Annotated in this window: 15 protein-coding genes; 12 read left to right on the forward strand and 3 right to left on the reverse strand. The window is 65.2% G+C overall.

What is annotated here, in order from left to right; translation table 11 throughout:
- Positions 1-354 precede the first annotated feature (354 nt).
- Positions 355-1,242: a threonine/homoserine exporter RhtA gene (gene rhtA / locus ACQ4OD_RS21620; protein ID WP_110703577.1), complete on the forward strand. Its 888-nt coding sequence runs from the start codon at positions 355-357 to the stop codon at positions 1,240-1,242.
- A 186-nt stretch (positions 1,243-1,428) separates the two neighbouring features.
- Positions 1,429-1,710 carry a hypothetical protein gene (locus ACQ4OD_RS21625; RefSeq protein WP_110703575.1) on the forward strand — a complete coding sequence of 94 codons (282 nt, stop codon included), beginning with the start codon at positions 1,429-1,431 and terminating at the stop codon, positions 1,708-1,710.
- Positions 1,711-1,750: 40 nt separating this feature from the next.
- Here ACQ4OD_RS21625 and ACQ4OD_RS21630 read toward each other — a convergent pair whose 3' ends face one another.
- Positions 1,751-3,553 carry an aminopeptidase P family protein gene (locus ACQ4OD_RS21630; RefSeq protein WP_430944892.1) on the reverse strand — a complete coding sequence of 601 codons (1,803 nt, stop codon included), beginning with the start codon at positions 3,551-3,553 and terminating at the stop codon, positions 1,751-1,753.
- A 195-nt stretch (positions 3,554-3,748) separates the two neighbouring features.
- Here ACQ4OD_RS21630 and ACQ4OD_RS21635 point away from each other — a divergent pair, with 195 nt between their 5' ends.
- Both ACQ4OD_RS21635 and ACQ4OD_RS21640 read left to right on the forward strand, forming a co-directional pair.
- A complete protein-coding gene (locus ACQ4OD_RS21635) occupies positions 3,749-4,861 on the forward strand; it encodes a DUF3182 family protein (RefSeq protein WP_430944893.1) in 1,113 nt (370 codons plus the stop codon).
- Entirely contained in the window at positions 4,845-5,615 is a 771-nt protein-coding gene (locus ACQ4OD_RS21640; protein ID WP_198755579.1) for an alpha/beta hydrolase family protein, read from the forward strand. Before ACQ4OD_RS21635 ends, ACQ4OD_RS21640 begins: the two co-directional genes overlap by 17 nt.
- On the opposite strand, the gene ACQ4OD_RS21645 is transcribed toward ACQ4OD_RS21640, so the two are convergent.
- A complete protein-coding gene (locus ACQ4OD_RS21645) occupies positions 5,594-5,974 on the reverse strand; it encodes an antibiotic biosynthesis monooxygenase (RefSeq protein ID WP_198755578.1) in 381 nt (126 codons plus the stop codon). The genes ACQ4OD_RS21640 and ACQ4OD_RS21645 overlap by 22 nt on opposite strands.
- An 88-nt stretch (positions 5,975-6,062) precedes the next feature.
- Between ACQ4OD_RS21645 and soxR the strand changes: the two genes are divergently transcribed.
- Complete coding sequence (soxR, locus tag ACQ4OD_RS21650) at positions 6,063-6,518, forward strand: redox-sensitive transcriptional activator SoxR (protein WP_430944894.1); 456 nt, start codon at positions 6,063-6,065, stop codon at positions 6,516-6,518.
- Between the two features lie 73 nt (positions 6,519-6,591).
- Here the strand turns inward: soxR and ACQ4OD_RS21655 are convergent, their stop codons facing one another.
- Positions 6,592-7,155 carry a helix-turn-helix domain-containing protein gene (locus tag ACQ4OD_RS21655; protein ID WP_139669831.1) on the reverse strand — a complete coding sequence of 188 codons (564 nt, stop codon included), beginning with the start codon at positions 7,153-7,155 and terminating at the stop codon, positions 6,592-6,594.
- An 84-nt stretch (positions 7,156-7,239) separates the two neighbouring features.
- On the opposite strand from ACQ4OD_RS21655, the gene ACQ4OD_RS21660 reads away from it, so the two are divergent.
- From ACQ4OD_RS21660 to ACQ4OD_RS21690, 7 genes are all read left to right on the forward strand, one after another.
- On the forward strand, positions 7,240-8,184 hold the full coding sequence (locus ACQ4OD_RS21660; RefSeq protein ID WP_430944895.1) for a DMT family transporter: 945 nt from the start codon (positions 7,240-7,242) through the stop codon (positions 8,182-8,184).
- A gap of 189 nt (positions 8,185-8,373) precedes the next feature.
- Entirely contained in the window at positions 8,374-11,280 is a 2,907-nt protein-coding gene (locus ACQ4OD_RS21665) for a monovalent cation/H+ antiporter subunit A (RefSeq protein WP_430944896.1), read from the forward strand.
- Complete coding sequence (locus tag ACQ4OD_RS21670; protein ID WP_023632557.1) at positions 11,280-11,624, forward strand: Na+/H+ antiporter subunit C; 345 nt, start codon at positions 11,280-11,282, stop codon at positions 11,622-11,624. The genes ACQ4OD_RS21665 and ACQ4OD_RS21670 overlap by 1 nt, the downstream gene beginning before the upstream one ends.
- Complete coding sequence (locus ACQ4OD_RS21675; protein ID WP_139669825.1) at positions 11,621-13,300, forward strand: monovalent cation/H+ antiporter subunit D; 1,680 nt, start codon at positions 11,621-11,623, stop codon at positions 13,298-13,300. The genes ACQ4OD_RS21670 and ACQ4OD_RS21675 overlap by 4 nt, the downstream gene beginning before the upstream one ends.
- On the forward strand, positions 13,297-13,785 hold the full coding sequence (locus ACQ4OD_RS21680; RefSeq protein WP_430944897.1) for a Na+/H+ antiporter subunit E: 489 nt from the start codon (positions 13,297-13,299) through the stop codon (positions 13,783-13,785). The genes ACQ4OD_RS21675 and ACQ4OD_RS21680 overlap by 4 nt, the downstream gene beginning before the upstream one ends.
- Entirely contained in the window at positions 13,782-14,060 is a 279-nt protein-coding gene (locus tag ACQ4OD_RS21685; RefSeq protein WP_046854843.1) for a K+/H+ antiporter subunit F, read from the forward strand. The genes ACQ4OD_RS21680 and ACQ4OD_RS21685 overlap by 4 nt, the downstream gene beginning before the upstream one ends.
- The gene (locus ACQ4OD_RS21690) at positions 14,057-14,422 is read left to right on the forward strand and encodes a Na+/H+ antiporter subunit G (RefSeq protein ID WP_139669821.1); all 366 of its coding nucleotides are present in this window, start codon (positions 14,057-14,059) and stop codon (positions 14,420-14,422) included. Before ACQ4OD_RS21685 ends, ACQ4OD_RS21690 begins: the two co-directional genes overlap by 4 nt.
- Positions 14,423-14,425 lie beyond the last annotated feature (3 nt).

Below are 14,425 nucleotides of genomic sequence, written 5' to 3' on the forward strand. Positions count from 1 at the left end.
GCGATCTCTCGTAGCGGGAGGCGAATCATACAGCGCTACAACCTGCTGTCAACTGCCTTTTTTCACCGCTGCCGATCTGACGACCGAAGCACCTCCGCAACCCTCTTGATCGATCAACTCATTGATATTCAATGAGTTTTTCGTTCCGATGTCGCTGGAAGTGGGGCGCATTATAAGGGGATCTGAAACTCCGTCAACCTTTTATTACAGGATTATGATGCTGGACCGCAGGAAGGCTGCCAGGCGTTCAATCATTCTGAACCTCGTTTACTGAAACCACACCCGACCTTGCCAATCCACACCCTGCTGCGCACTATATTGCGCACCCTTGCGCGCACAACAACGGACCCCAACATGAATACCCCGCACCGCAGCCTGGCCACCACGCTGTTCCCTATCGGCCTGCTGCTGATCGCCATGGCTTCCATCCAGTCCGGAGCCTCGCTGGCCAAGAGCATGTTCCCCATTGTCGGAGCCCAAGGCACCACAGCGCTGCGCCTCATCTTCGCCAGCATCATCATGCTGCTTATATTGAGGCCCTGGCGTGCGCGTCTGGACGCCAGCACCCTGCGCAGCGTGATCATCTACGGCATGGCCCTGGGTGGCATGAACTTCCTCTTCTATATGTCCTTGCGCAGCGTGCCTCTCGGCATCGCCGTGGCACTCGAGTTCACCGGGCCGCTCGCGGTGGCGCTGTGGGCCTCGCGACGAGCGCTGGACTTCCTGTGGATCGCCCTGGCAGTCGCCGGGCTGTTGCTGCTGATCCCCGTAGGCCAGACCGGTGGCGGGCTCGACCCGATCGGCGCCGCTTACGCCGTAGGGGCCGGTGTGTGCTGGGCGCTGTACATCCTCTACGGACAGAAAGCCGGTGCCGAGAACGGCATCCAGACTGCCGCACTGGGCGTAGTGATCGCTGCCTTGTTCGTCGCCCCCATCGGTATCGCCCATGCCGGCACCGCGCTGCTCACCCCTGCCCTGCTGCCCGTAGCCCTGGGCGTGGCGATCTTGTCCACGGCGCTCCCCTACAGCCTGGAAATGGTGGCCCTGACCCGCATGCCCGCACGCACCTTCGGCACCCTGATGAGCATCGAACCAGCCTTTGGCGCATTGTCCGGGTTACTGTTCCTGGGCGAGCAGCTCACGCTCTGGCAGTGGCTGGCCATTCTCGCCATCATCACCGCCTCGGTGGGCGCTACCCTTTCCATGAAACGGGAAGCGGCGCCACCCGTGGCTGCCGACTGATTTGAGAAATATTTTCATTTAGCCAACCTGTAGCCTTGTACCGCCCGGCGTGGCTGATTAAGCTGTCACCAGATCATAATCTTGACGCTATCTACTGAGCGGTACATGGACGCCGGGGATCATCAAGGAAGAGGAAACGCGCAAACGTCAGGTCCGTTAATGTAGTCGGGCCGTATAAGGACAGGAATGAAACGTATTTTGCTCATCCTGGGCATCCTGGTCATCGCTGGATGTGCCGCGACAGCCAATACCGAGGTGAAACGAGGGAAGAAAGGCCTGCATATCAATTGCTCGGGACTCTCCTCGTCGTGGGAGAAGTGCTACAGCAAGGCCGCCAGCTCCTGTAGCAGCAAGGGCTACAAGGTCATCGCCCGCTCCGGTGACTCCGACGAAGAGCCTGGCGATTACGTTTTCGGCATCAACCCTGCCGGCTACACCAGCCGCAGCATGATCGTGATTTGCAAGTAACAGATGCATGAAGGGCAGCCAATGGCTGCCCTTTTCACTTTCAGAGAGGCGCGGTCCGCCGCTCCAGCCACGCCAGCGCTTCACCTTCCAGCAAAGGGGCAAGCCGCTCGCGCACCGTCTGGTGATAGCTGTTCAACCAGGCAATATCCTCCCTGCCCAGCGCCTCGACCAACAGGCAGCGCGTGTCGATCGGGCACAGGGTCAAGGTTTCGAACGCCAGGAACTCGCCAAACTCACTGGTACCGACCTCGCGATTGACCACCAGGTTCTCGATACGCACCCCCCACTGCCCCGGCCGGTAGGTCCCAGGCTCGATCGAGCTGATCATCCCCGGCTGCATGGCTGTCTGCGGCGTGGCAGCCGCCTGGTAGGCGATCACCTGCGGGCCTTCGTGCACATTCATGAAGTAGCCGACACCGTGACCGGTGCCATGCCCGTAATCGACCTGGTCAGCCCAGATCGGCGCGCGGGCGATGGCATCGAGCAGAGGCGAGAGGATCCCACGCGGGAACCTGGCCCTGGACAGCGCGATCATGCCCTTGAGCACCCGCGAGCAATCCGCCTTCTGTTCGCGGCTCGGCTCGCCGATCGGCACCATTCGGGTGATATCGGTGGTTCCCCCTAGATACTGCCCACCTGAATCGATCAACAGCAGGCCATTGCCCTCGATCACGGCATGTGACTGCTCGGTGGCGCGGTAGTGCGGCATGGCGCCATTGGCGTTATAGGCCGCGATGGTGGAAAAGCTCAGCGATACAAAGCCCGGACGGCGGGCGCGGGCCGCGCTCAACCGCTCATCGATGGTCAGCTCGGTGATGTGCTGCGCCCCTTGGTTCGCTTCGAACCAGGCAAAGAACTCGCTCAATGCCGCGCCGTCCTGCTCCATGGCCTGGCGGATATGGACGAGATCCCCTTCACCCTTGCGCGACTTGCTCAAGGTCGTCGGATTGATGCCCTCGACCAGCCGAACCTGCCCATGCAGGTGATCCAGCAGCCCACGGGTGACCCGCGCCGGATCCACCAGCAGGCTGGCCGTGGCCGGAATCGCCGACAGCGCGTCGCCGACCGCTGCGTAGTCACGAACCTCGATACCATCGACCGCCAATACGTCGCGCAGGTGCCCATCGACCTTGTCACGCCCGACGAACAGGTACGCCTTGTCCTGGCTGACCAACGCGAAAGAGACGAACACGGGGTTGTAGGAAACGTCGCTGCCACGCAGGTTGAACAGCCAGGCGATATCGTCGAGCGTGGCAATGAAATGCCAGTCGGCGCCTTTTTCCTGCAGGGTGCCCCGCAGCTCGGCAAGCTTTTGCGCGCGATTGACGGTCGCATGGGGCGGCAGGTGCTGGTAGACCGGATTGCCCGGCAACAATGGCCGGTCGCTCCAGACCCCGGCCAGCAGATCGATGTCCGTACGTAACTTTGCGCCCCGCGCCTGCAGACGCTCGCTTAACTGGCGGGCTGCGGCCACTGCCATGACCGCACCGTCCACCGCAACGGTACCGTCGACCTCCGCACCCAACCACTCCAACGCGCCTGGCTGGCCGGGCCGCAGCTTCATCAGCTCGATGCCACTGCCGGCCAGCTCCTTGTTCGCTTGTTCCCAATAGCGACTGTCAGCCCAGAGCCCAGCGAAATCCGCCGTGACCACCAACGTGCCCACCGACCCCTCGAAGCCGGACAACCATTGCCGTCCCTGCCAATAGCCAGGCAAGTACTCGGACAAATGCGGGTCGGCCGAAGGCACCAGCAAGGCAGCCACGCCCTCCCGGGCCATGGCCTCGCGCACACGGGCAAGGCGCGCCGGTACGGGTTCGTGAAGAGGGGACTGACTGTTCATGCGCACTCCTGCGGATAGGTGTCGACGGGTCCAAGCCGTTGATAATGAAACAGCTGGCAGGCGCCCGCAATCACCACGACCGTAACAAGGCATGCATTGCCCCAAGTGCCCTGCCGACCGTCGATCCTTCCTCCTGAACTAAACAGCCTACGCGCCTTCACACCCCTTACACACCCTGCGAACGCGAGGTTGGCCATGCCCCACTCCCGCGCACCGAAAACCGCGGTCGTGCTCCTCGACACCCGGGCGCACACGCCGGACCATGAGCAGGCGACGCACCTGAAAATCGCCCAGTACCTGGCACACCTGCTGGGCATCGATCGGGTCGAGTCAGCGCCCGTGCCCAGCGCCGATGCCCGCTGTTACTACGTGCCGAGCGACACCCTGGTCGACTCGACGCGCCAGATGGCACTCGGCATCCATGGCGAAGAGGACCTATTCGGCGGTGCGGTCAGCCATCCACACATGGCCACCAAGGCGATTTCCCATCCCCTGCCAGCCGATGCCAGCTTTCCACCCGGCTGGACGGATGCCTTCGCCCAACTGGCCAGCGACGCCCTGCTACGCGGCTACACGGTGTTCTCCAAGGCAGACGCGCGCCACGCCGCCGAGCTGCTGCTGCGCGACGGCCCGGTGCGTGTCAAGCCGGTACTGGCTTGTGCAGGCAGAGGCCAGCAGGTGATCAACGATTCCCAGGCCCTGGAACCGCTACTGCAGGCAATGGACGACGAGGCCCTGGGGCTGTGGGGCCTGGTGCTGGAAGAGGACCTGGACGCGGTCGAGACCTTCAGCGTCGGCCAGGTGCGCGTGGCCGGGCTCACCCTCAGTTACCACGGCACCCAGCACTTAACCCGCGACCACGCAGGAACCGAGGTCTACGGCGGCTCCGACCTGGTGGTGGTGCGGGGCGACTACCTGCAACTGCTGCAACTGCCGCTGGACGATCATCTGCGCCTGGCCATCAATCAGGCCATGGCCTACGAACAGGCCGCCGAACGCTACTTCCCTGGCTTCATCGCTTCGCGCCGCAACTACGACATCGCCCGGGGCAACGACCGCCAAGGCCACCTGCGCAGCGGCGTGCTCGAACAGTCGTGGCGCATCGGGGGCGCTAGCCCGGCCGAGGTCCTGGCGTTGACGGCCTTCGCCGAGGATCCGGCCCTGCAGCGGCTATGCGCATCGACCCACGAGGTGTTCGGCCAGGCGCGACTGCCTGCCGATGCCACGCTGTTCTATCAGGGGCATGACAGTGAACTTGGACAACTCAGCAAATATGCACGGATACGCGACCATGACCATCGAGAGTGAAACCGTGGAACTGCAAGTCGAAGGGGAAAGCATTGCCGGCACCCTGGTCAGCCCCGGCAGCCGCATGCCAGGGATACTCTTCGTCCATGGCTGGGGCGGTAGCCAGCAGCGCGACCTGGCCCGTGCCCGGCAGATCACCGGGCTAGGCTGCGTCTGCATGACCTTCGACCTGCGCGGCCATGAAAAGACCGAAAGCCAGCGCCTGAGCGTCACCCGCGAGCAGAACCTCGCCGACCTGCTGGCCGCCTACGACAGGCTCGCCAGCCACCCTTCGGTGAACCCCGCCGCCATTGCCGTGATCGGCAGTAGCTACGGTGGCTACCTGGCCACCTTGCTTACCCCGCGCCGGCCGGTTAAATGGCTGGCGCTCAGGGTGCCCGCCCTCTACTGGGACGACGAATGGGACGCGCCCAAGCAGGCCCTCGACCGCCAGCGCCTCAACGCCTACCGCCAGCGTAGCCTTGGCCCGGCCGACAACCGCGCCCTGGCAGCCTGCGCCGAGTTTGGCGGCGATGTACTGCTGGTGGAGTCTGAGCAGGACGACTACGTACCTCACAGCACGTTGATGAGTTACCGCTCGGCGTTCGTCAGTGCCCATTCGATGACCCACCGCCTGGTAGACGGCGCCGACCATGCCCTGTCCAGCGAAGAAAGCCAGAAGGCCTACAGCGCGATACTCACGTCCTGGATCGGCGAGATGGTCATTGGTGCCCGCCTGGACCGCTACCCGCACTATGCGCCCTGGTATGCCTGAGCGCAGCCCAACTGGCAGTGCAGGCCACCATCGGCGCCGCGCACAAGGCTGCGCAGGGTCTGGTAGGCGGCGAAATTCACCCCCCGCGCCTGATGCTCGCCCAGCAGGTCGAGGAACGGCTCCTCGATGAAGCTTCCCGCGGCTGCCGCCCATGCCTGGCGCGATTGCCAGCGCAGGAGCTGAAGCACCCGCCGGCCGTCGTCACTAACCTGGATGCTGACGCTCAGCAAGCCGTCGCAGCGTTGCGCCAGGTGCTCGCTGCGCACCACCAGCGCCTCGGCCAGCGCATCCTGGCGCAGCGGTGGCACGTCGTACTCGATCATCTGGGTGAACCACAGGGAATGGGTGTTGGCCGTCATGTTGCTTCTCCTCGTTTCGGGCTCTTGCAGCAGATGGTCGTGGAGGGTAAAACCTCCAGCTAACTCAAGGTCAAGGATTTTGTTGACGATGAAACCTCCTTACTCCCAGGAACGCCTGCTCAGCGTCGGCCAGCTGGCCGCCCGTAGCGGCGTGGCCGTGACCGCCCTGCACTTCTACGAGACCAAGGGCCTGATCCACAGCACCCGCAACGCCGGCAATCAGCGGCGCTACCCACGGGCCGTGCTGCGCCGAGTGGCGGTAATCAAGATGGCCCAGCGCCTGGGCATCCCCCTGGCCGACATCGCCAACGCCCTGGATACCCTGCCCTGCGACCACACGCCCACCGCCGACGATTGGCAGCGCCTCTCGGCACGCTGGCGCGACGACCTGAGCCGGCGTATCGACGAGCTGGTGATGTTGCGCGACCAGCTCGATGGCTGCATCGGCTGTGGCTGCATGTCGCTGAAAGAGTGCCCGCTGCGCAACCACCATGATCGCCTGGCCGATGAAGGCCCCGGCCCCCACCCACCGAGCCAGGATTGAGGATCAGGCGCTGAAGACCGATGACCGCGTTGGCGTTCGCCTATGCCGATGTCTTCAGCACCCGCTCTACCCCTCAGATCACCACATTACGCACGAAACGCACCGCCTCCTCGCCATCATTGCGATAGGCGTAGCGGCAATCGCTGGGGAAGACGAAGAACTCGCCCTTGCCCAACTGCCGCTCGCCGCCTTCGATGATCAGCGTCAGGCGGCCTTCGGTCACATAGATCTGTTCGCTCCAGCCGGCGGCGTCTGCCTCGCTGGCGTAGCACTCGCCAGGTGCGAGGGTCCACTCCCACAGCTCGACTTCGCGCCGGGCCGGGCTGCTGCCCAGCAGCACGGCCCGGCTGGCAGGGTGCACGCCGGCCCAGGCCAGCTCGTCGATACGGCTGGGATCGCGGCGGTCGGGGGCCTGGATCAGGGTGCTGAACGCCACCCCGAGCGCTTCGGCGATCAGGTCCAGGGTGGTGAGACTGACATTCTTCTCGCCGGCCTCGATGGCCACCAGCATGCGCCGGCTGACCCCGGAGCGCTCGGCCAGGGCGGCCTGGCTCAGGCCGGCATCACCGCGCAGGCGGCGAACGTTCTGGCTGACATGTTGCAGCACCGAAGCGCGGTGCTCGGAATCTTTGTGCACTATATTGCTCACTGGTAGGGATTGCGCAGTATACTGCCCACTTTGCGGCGAATTGTGCGCCGCCCCTTCCGAGTGCGCAAGACCATGAGCCAGGCCTCCGCCAGCAAGCCCACCGTCACCTTCCGCCTGAGCAAGGCCGAACTGGTGCTGGTGTTCATCACCATGCTCTGGGGCGGCACCTTCCTTATCGTGCACAACGTCATGAGCGTCAGTGGCCCGATGTTCTTCGTCGGCCTGCGCTTCGCTGCCGCCGCGCTGTTCGTCGGCCTGGTGTCGGCACGCTCGCTGGCGGGGCTGACCGCCACCGAACTCAAGGCCGGGGTGCTGATCGGCGTGTCGATCATGCTCGGCTACGGCTTGCAGACCATGGGCCTGCAGACCATCAGCAGCAGCCAGTCGGCATTCATCACCGCGCTCTATGTGCCCTTCGTGCCCTTGCTGCAATGGCTGGTGCTGGGCCGCCGTCCAGGCCTGATGCCGAGCCTGGGCATCGGCCTGGCCTTCGCCGGGCTGATGCTGCTGGCCGGCCCCAAGGGCGGCGCGCTGCACTTCAGTGAAGGCGAGCTGGTGACGCTGGTCAGCGCCGTGGCGATCGCCGGCGAGATCATCCTGATCAGCCGCTATGCGGGCAAGGTGGATGTGCGTCGGGTCACCGTGGTGCAGTTGGCCACCGCCTCGGCGCTGTCGTTCCTGATGATCGTGCCCACCCAGGAGCAGCTCCCCGATTTTTCCTGGCTGCTGCTGGCCAGCGCGGTGGGCCTGGGCGCCATGAGCGCGGTGATCCAGGTGGCGATGAACTGGGCGCAGAAGTCGGTCTCGCCGACCCGCGCCACGCTGATCTATGCGGGCGAGCCGGTGTGGGCCGGCATCGTCGGGCGCGTTGCCGGCGAGCGGCTGCCCGGCGTGGCGTTGATCGGCGGGGTGCTGATCGTGCTGGCGGTGGTGGTAAGCGAGCTGAAGATTCGTCGCCAGGATGAGGCAGAGGCGTTGCCGGACGATGACGCGCGTCAGCGCGAGACGGGATTGTAGCCCTCCTGCGCATCCTCAGGGCTGCAAAGCAGCCCCACGGCAACGCTGTCACCCGCTATGCTTTGTAAAAAACTGTTATAAAAAAACAGCTTGTCACAGCACATTTGTACGATCCTGCAACTGCTTGCGTGTTGGTGATCCCCCCCCCGGCACGTATGATCCTTGGCAAACTTCTCAGAACAGAACGCTATGTCATTGATTGTGCTATTGCTTCTGCCCTTCATAGGCAGTTGCCTGGCGGCTGTACTGCCGCACAACGCACGCAACGCCGAGTCCATTCTCGCCGGGCTCGTGGCCTTGGTCGGTACCGTCCAGGTGGCGTTGCTGTACCCACAGGTGGCCGATGGCGGGGTGATTCGCGAGGAATTCCTGTGGCTGCCCAGCCTGGGCCTGAACCTGGTCCTGCGCATGGACGGTTTTGCCTGGCTGTTCAGCCTGCTGGTGCTGGGCATCGGCAGCCTGGTGGCGTTGTACGCGCGCTACTACATGTCGCCGCAGGACCCGGTGCCGCGCTTCTTCGCCTTCTTCCTGGCATTCATGGGCGCCATGCTCGGCCTGGTGATCTCCGGCAACCTGCTCCAGCTGGTGTTCTTCTGGGAACTAACCAGCTTGTTCTCGTTCCTGCTGATCGGCTACTGGCACCACCGCGCCGACGCCCGCCGCGGCGCCTACATGGCATTGATGGTGACGGGGGCCGGCGGTTTGTGCCTGCTGGTCGGGGCCTTGCTGCTCGGCCATGTGGTCGGCAGCTATGACCTGGACAAGGTCCTGGCTGCCAGCGACATCATCCGCCAGCATGCGCTGTACCCGGTGCTGCTGCCCCTCATCCTGATCGGCGCCCTGACCAAGAGCGCGCAATTCCCCTTCCAGTTCTGGCTGCCCCATGCCATGGCGGCGCCCACTCCCGTATCGGCTTACCTGCACTCGGCGACCATGGTCAAGGCCGGGGTGTTTCTGCTCGCCCGCCTGTGGCCGGTGTTGTCGGGCAGCGAGGAGTGGTTCTGGATCGTCGGCGGCGCCGGTGCCGCCACCCTGCTGCTCGGCGCCTTCGCGGCGATGTTCCAGAACGACCTCAAGGGCCTGCTGGCCTACTCGACCATCAGCCACCTGGGCCTGATCACCCTGCTGCTGGGCCTGAACAGTCCGCTGGCCGCCGTCGCCGCGGTGTTCCATATTCTCAACCACGCCACCTTCAAGGCCTCGCTGTTCATGGCCGCGGGGATCATCGACCACGAAAGCGGCACCCGCGACATCCGCCGCCTCAGCGGGCTGTTCCGCCTGATACCGTTCACCGCCACCCTGGCCATGGTCGCCAGCGCCTCGATGGCCGGGGTGCCGCTGATGAACGGCTTCCTGTCCAAGGAGATGTTCTTCGCCGAGACCGTGTTCATCACCTCGACCGCCTGGGTCGAGGCCGCCCTGCCAGTGATCGCCACCCTCGCCGGAACCTTCAGCGTGGCCTATGCGCTGCGCTTTACCGTCGACGTGTTCTTCGGGCCCGCGGCCGACGATCTGCCGCACACGCCCCACGAGCCTCCCCGCTGGATGCGCGCACCGGTCGAACTGCTGGTGCTCACGTGCCTGGTGGTCGGTATCTTCCCGGCCCAATCGGTCGGCCCGCTGCTGGCCGCCGCCGCCCTGCCGGTGGTGGGCGGCACCCTGCCGGAGTACAGCCTGGCCATCTGGCATGGCTGGAACGCGCCGTTGATCATGAGCCTGATCGCCATGAGCGGCGGCATCATCCTCTATCTGCTGCTGCGCAAGCAGCTGCAGCGCGGTCGCTTCCCCCACCCGCCGCTGATCGAGCGCTTCAATGGCAAGCGCCTGTTCGAGCATGGCCTGGTGCGGTTGATGCTGCTGGCCCGGCACATCGAGCGCCTGTTGACTACCCGCCGCCTGCAGACGCAGTTGTTCATGCTGGTGCTGGCGGCATTCATCGCCGGCCTGACACCACTGCTGTATAGCGGCCTGAGCTGGGGCGACCGACCGAAGATCCCCGGCTCCGGGGTGTTCGTCGCGCTGTGGCTGATCGCCATCGCCTGCGCCATCGGCGCCGCCTACCAGGCCAAATACCACCGTCTCGCGGCGCTGATCATGGTCGGCGTCTGCGGCCTGATGACCTGCATCACCTTTGTCTGGTTCTCCGCGCCCGACCTGGCCCTGACCCAGCTGGCGGTCGAAGTGGTGACAACCGTGCTGATCCTCCTTGGCCTGCGCTGGCTGCCCCGGCGTATCGAAGGTGTCTCGCCGCTGCCCGGCAGCCAGGACCGCGCCCGTCTGCGCCGCTTGCGCGACCTGCTGCTGGCGGTGCTGGTCGGCGGCGGCATGGCCTTGCTGTCCTACGCCATGCTCACCCGCCCGACGCCCAACGACATTTCCTCGTTCTTCCTTAGCCGCGCCCTGCCAGAGGGCGGGGGCACCAACGTGGTCAATGTGATGCTGGTGGACTTCCGTGGCTTCGATACCCTCGGTGAAGTCACCGTACTGGTGGCCGTGGCGCTGACCGTGTTCGCCCTGCTGCGCCGCTTCCGCCCGCCCAAGGAGAGCATGCAGTTGCCGGCTCAGCAGCGGCAGCTGGCACCGGACGTGGTCACCGACCTGGTCAACCCGCGCCACGCCACCGACACCGCGTTGGGCTTCATGATGGTGCCGGCCGCTCTGGTGCGCCTGCTGCTGCCGATCGCCCTGCTGGTGTCAATGTACCTGTTCATGCGTGGCCACAATCAGCCCGGCGGCGGTTTCGTCGCGGGCCTGGTGATGTCGGTGGCGTTCATCCTGCAGTACATGGTCGCCGGTACCCAGTGGGTCGAGGCGCAGATGAGCCTGCGCCCGCTGCGCTGGATGGGCACCGGCCTGCTCTGCGCCACCCTTACCGGCGCCGGGGCGATGCTGCTCGGCTACCCGTTCCTCACCACCCACACCGCCCACCTGCACCTGCCGCTGCTGGGTGACGTGCATGTGGCCAGCGCGCTGTTCTTCGACATCGGCGTGTATACCGTGGTGGTCGGCTCGACCCTGCTGATCCTCACCGCGCTGGCCCACCAGTCGGTGCGTGCCTACCGCCCCGCCAAGTCCAGCCAAGCAGGAGCCGCCTGATGGAAGAAGTCATAGCAGTCGCCATCGGTGTCCTCGCCGCCTCGGGGGTCTGGCTGATCCTGCGCCCGCGTACCTACCAGGTGATCATGGGCCTGTGCCTGCTGTCCTACGGCGTCAACCTGTTCATCTTCAGCATGGGCAGCCTGTTCATCGGCAAGGAGCCTATCATCAAGGACGGCGTGCCCCACGATTTGCTGCACTACACCGACCCGCTGCCCCAGGCGCTGGTGCTGACGGCCATTGTCATCAGCTTCGCCATGACCGCGTTGTTCCTGGTGGTGCTGCTGGCTTCGCGCGGCCTGACCGGCACCGACCACGTCGATGGCCGGGAGCGTGACGAATGAGCGGGATGAACCAACTGATCATTGCGCCGATCCTGCTGCCGCTGCTCACCGCGGCGCTGATGCTGCTAATCGGTGAGAAGCACCGCTGGCTGAAGGCGCGCCTGAACCTGTTGTCCACCGCCCTCGGCCTGGGCATCGCCGTGACCCTGCTGATGTGGGTGCGCACCCAAGGCCAGGCCGAGTCCATCGGCGTCTACCTGCCAGGTAACTGGCCGGCGCCGTTCGGCATCGCCCTGGTGCTCGACCACCTGTCGGCGCTGCTGCTGACGCTGACAGGTATAATCGGCCTGAGCGCCCTGCTGTTCGCCCGGGCCCGCTGGGACGGTGCCGGTGCCAGCTTCCACGCGCTGTTCCAGATCCAGCTGATGGGTCTGTACGGCGCCTTCCTCACGGCCGACCTGTTCAACTTGTTCGTGTTCTTCGAGGTGCTGCTGGCGGCCTCGTACGGCCTGCTGCTGCATGGCTCGGGGCGGGCACGGGTCAAGGCCGGGCTGCACTACATCGCCATCAACCTGTTCGCCTCGTCGCTGTTCCTGGTGGGCGCGGCCATGCTCTACGGCGTGACCGGCACCCTGAACATGGCCGACCTGGCATTGAAAGTGCCGCTGGTGCCGGAAGCCGATCGCGGCCTGCTGCATGCCGGCGCGGCGATCCTGGCGGTCGCCTTCCTGGCCAAGGCCGGGGTCTGGCCGTTGAACTTCTGGCTGGTACCGGCGTATTCGTCGGCCAGTGCGCCGGTAGCCGCGCTGTTCGCGATCATGACCAAGGTCGGGTTGTACGCCATCCTGCGCCTGTGGACGCTGCTGTTCTCCGGCCAGGCCGGCGCCTCGGCGTTCTTCGGCGGGGACTGGCTGGTGTATGGCGGCCTGGCGACCCTTGCCGTGGCGGCCGTGTCGATCCTCGCCGCGCAGCGCCTGGAGCGCCTGGCAGCGCTGAGCATCCTGGTGTCCGCCGGCACACTGCTGGCCGCCGTCGGTTTCGGCCAGCCGATCCTGACCGGCGCCGCGCTGTTCTACCTGGCCAGCTCCACCCTGGCCCTGTGCGCGCTGTTCCTGCTGGCCGAGCTGGTGGAGCGCTCGCGCTCGGCCAACGAGGCGCCGCTGGAGGATGAAGAAGGCGCAATGCCCTCGCCTCTGGAGTCCCTGCACCCGCCCAAGGGCATCAACCTGGACGACGAGCAGCAGGTGGTGATCGGCCAGATCATTCCCTGGACCATGGCCTTCCTGGGCCTTGCCTTCATCGCCTGCGCCCTGCTGATCATCGGCATGCCTCCCCTGTCGGGCTTCATCGGCAAGCTCAACCTGATCAGCGCGCTGTTCAACCCGCAAGGCATGGGCGTCAGCCCGGAGCAGCCGCTGGGCGTCGCGGGCTGGACCCTGGTCACCCTGTTGGTGCTGTCCGGCATGGCCTCGCTAATCGCCTTCGGCCGGGTGGGCATCCAGCGCTTCTGGAAGCCTGAGGAACGCCCCTCGCCGGTGCTGCGTCGCTATGAATGCGTGCCTATCGTCATTCTCCTGGGCCTGTGCATCTTCCTCAGCCTCAAGGCTGAGCCGCTGCTGCGCTACACCCAGGACACCGCCGCGAGCCTGAGCACGCCGGAGGCCTACGTCAAGGCGGTGATGGCCACCCGGCCACTGCCCGGCCCGACCACCCTTAGCGTGGAGGCGCAGCCATGAGCCGACTGTTTCCCGCACCACTGCTGTCCGTCGCACTGTTGGCACTGTGGCTGCTGCTCAACCTCTCGGTCAGCCCGGGCAACCTGCTGCTAGGTGCCGCGCTGGGGATCCTCGCACCTATCCTGATGGCGCCGTTGCGCCCGCAGCACGCCCATGTGCGCCGCCCTTGGGCAATCGTCAAGCTGGTTGGCCGAGTGGGCCTCGACGTGATCCATTCCAACCTGTTGGTGGCTCGTGGCGTGCTGCGCGTCGGCAGCACGCCGCCTCGCTCGGCATTCGTGCATATTCCGCTGGACCTGCGCGACGCCCACGGTCTGGCGGCACTGTCGATGATAACCACCGTGGTGCCGGGAACCATCTGGTCGGAACTGGCCCTGGATCGCAGCGTACTGTTGTTGCACGTGTTCGATCTTGAAGAGGAAGCGGCCTTCATCGAGCACTTCAAGCACACCTATGAACGTCCGCTGATGGAGATCTTCGAATGAGCGGCCTGCTTGCCTATGCCGTCCTCACCAGCCTGTTCATCTTCGCCATTGCCATGGGCCTGGCACTGATCCGGGTGTTCCGCGGCCCGTCCGCCCAGGACCGCGTACTGGCCCTGGACTACCTGTATATCCTGGGCATGCTGATGATGCTGGTGTTGGGCATTCGCTACGCCAGTGACACCTACTTCGAGGGCGCGCTGCTGATCGCCCTGTTCGGCTTCGTCGGTTCGTTCGCCCTGGCCAAGTTCCTGCTGCGTGGCGAGGTGATCGAATGAACGAAGCTATCGAACTGCCGTTCTGGCTGGAACTGCTGGTGTCCACGCTGCTGCTGCTGGGCAGCCTGTTCGCCCTGATCGGCGCCATCGGGCTGGTCCGTCTGCAGGACTTTTTCCAGCGCATGCACCCGCCCGCGCTGGCCTCGACCATCGGCGCATGGTGCGTGGCGTTGGCCTCGATGCTGTACTTCTCGGTGCTCAAGCAGAGCCCGGTGCTGCATGCGTGGCTGATCCCGATCCTGCTGTCGATCACCGTGCCGGTGACCACGCTGCTGTTGGCCAGGGCCGCGCTGTTTCGCAAACGCACCTCGGGTGAAAACGTACCTGAGGAAGTCAGCAGCGGGCGCGATCGCGGCAACTGAGCC

It is taken from the genome of Pseudomonas sp. WC1, from assembly GCF_050586565.1.
Lineage (GTDB): Bacteria > Pseudomonadota > Gammaproteobacteria > Pseudomonadales > Pseudomonadaceae > Aquipseudomonas.

Coding starts and splice junctions, on each gene's coding strand:
- rhtA (WP_110703577.1), top strand. CDS start 355: ATGAATACCCCGCACCGCAGCCTGGCCACCACGCTGTTCCCTATCGGC.
- ACQ4OD_RS21625 (WP_110703575.1), top strand. CDS start 1,429: ATGAAACGTATTTTGCTCATCCTGGGCATCCTGGTCATCGCTGGATGT.
- ACQ4OD_RS21630 (WP_430944892.1), bottom strand. CDS start 3,553: ATGAACAGTCAGTCCCCTCTTCACGAACCCGTACCGGCGCGCCTTGCC.
- ACQ4OD_RS21635 (WP_430944893.1), top strand. CDS start 3,749: ATGCCCCACTCCCGCGCACCGAAAACCGCGGTCGTGCTCCTCGACACC.
- ACQ4OD_RS21640 (WP_198755579.1), top strand. CDS start 4,845: ATGACCATCGAGAGTGAAACCGTGGAACTGCAAGTCGAAGGGGAAAGC.
- ACQ4OD_RS21645 (WP_198755578.1), bottom strand. CDS start 5,974: ATGACGGCCAACACCCATTCCCTGTGGTTCACCCAGATGATCGAGTAC.
- soxR (WP_430944894.1), top strand. CDS start 6,063: ATGAAACCTCCTTACTCCCAGGAACGCCTGCTCAGCGTCGGCCAGCTG.
- ACQ4OD_RS21660 (WP_430944895.1), top strand. CDS start 7,240: ATGAGCCAGGCCTCCGCCAGCAAGCCCACCGTCACCTTCCGCCTGAGC.
- ACQ4OD_RS21665 (WP_430944896.1), top strand. CDS start 8,374: ATGTCATTGATTGTGCTATTGCTTCTGCCCTTCATAGGCAGTTGCCTG.
- ACQ4OD_RS21670 (WP_023632557.1), top strand. CDS start 11,280: ATGGAAGAAGTCATAGCAGTCGCCATCGGTGTCCTCGCCGCCTCGGGG.
- ACQ4OD_RS21675 (WP_139669825.1), top strand. CDS start 11,621: ATGAGCGGGATGAACCAACTGATCATTGCGCCGATCCTGCTGCCGCTG.
- ACQ4OD_RS21680 (WP_430944897.1), top strand. CDS start 13,297: ATGAGCCGACTGTTTCCCGCACCACTGCTGTCCGTCGCACTGTTGGCA.
- ACQ4OD_RS21685 (WP_046854843.1), top strand. CDS start 13,782: ATGAGCGGCCTGCTTGCCTATGCCGTCCTCACCAGCCTGTTCATCTTC.
- ACQ4OD_RS21690 (WP_139669821.1), top strand. CDS start 14,057: ATGAACGAAGCTATCGAACTGCCGTTCTGGCTGGAACTGCTGGTGTCC.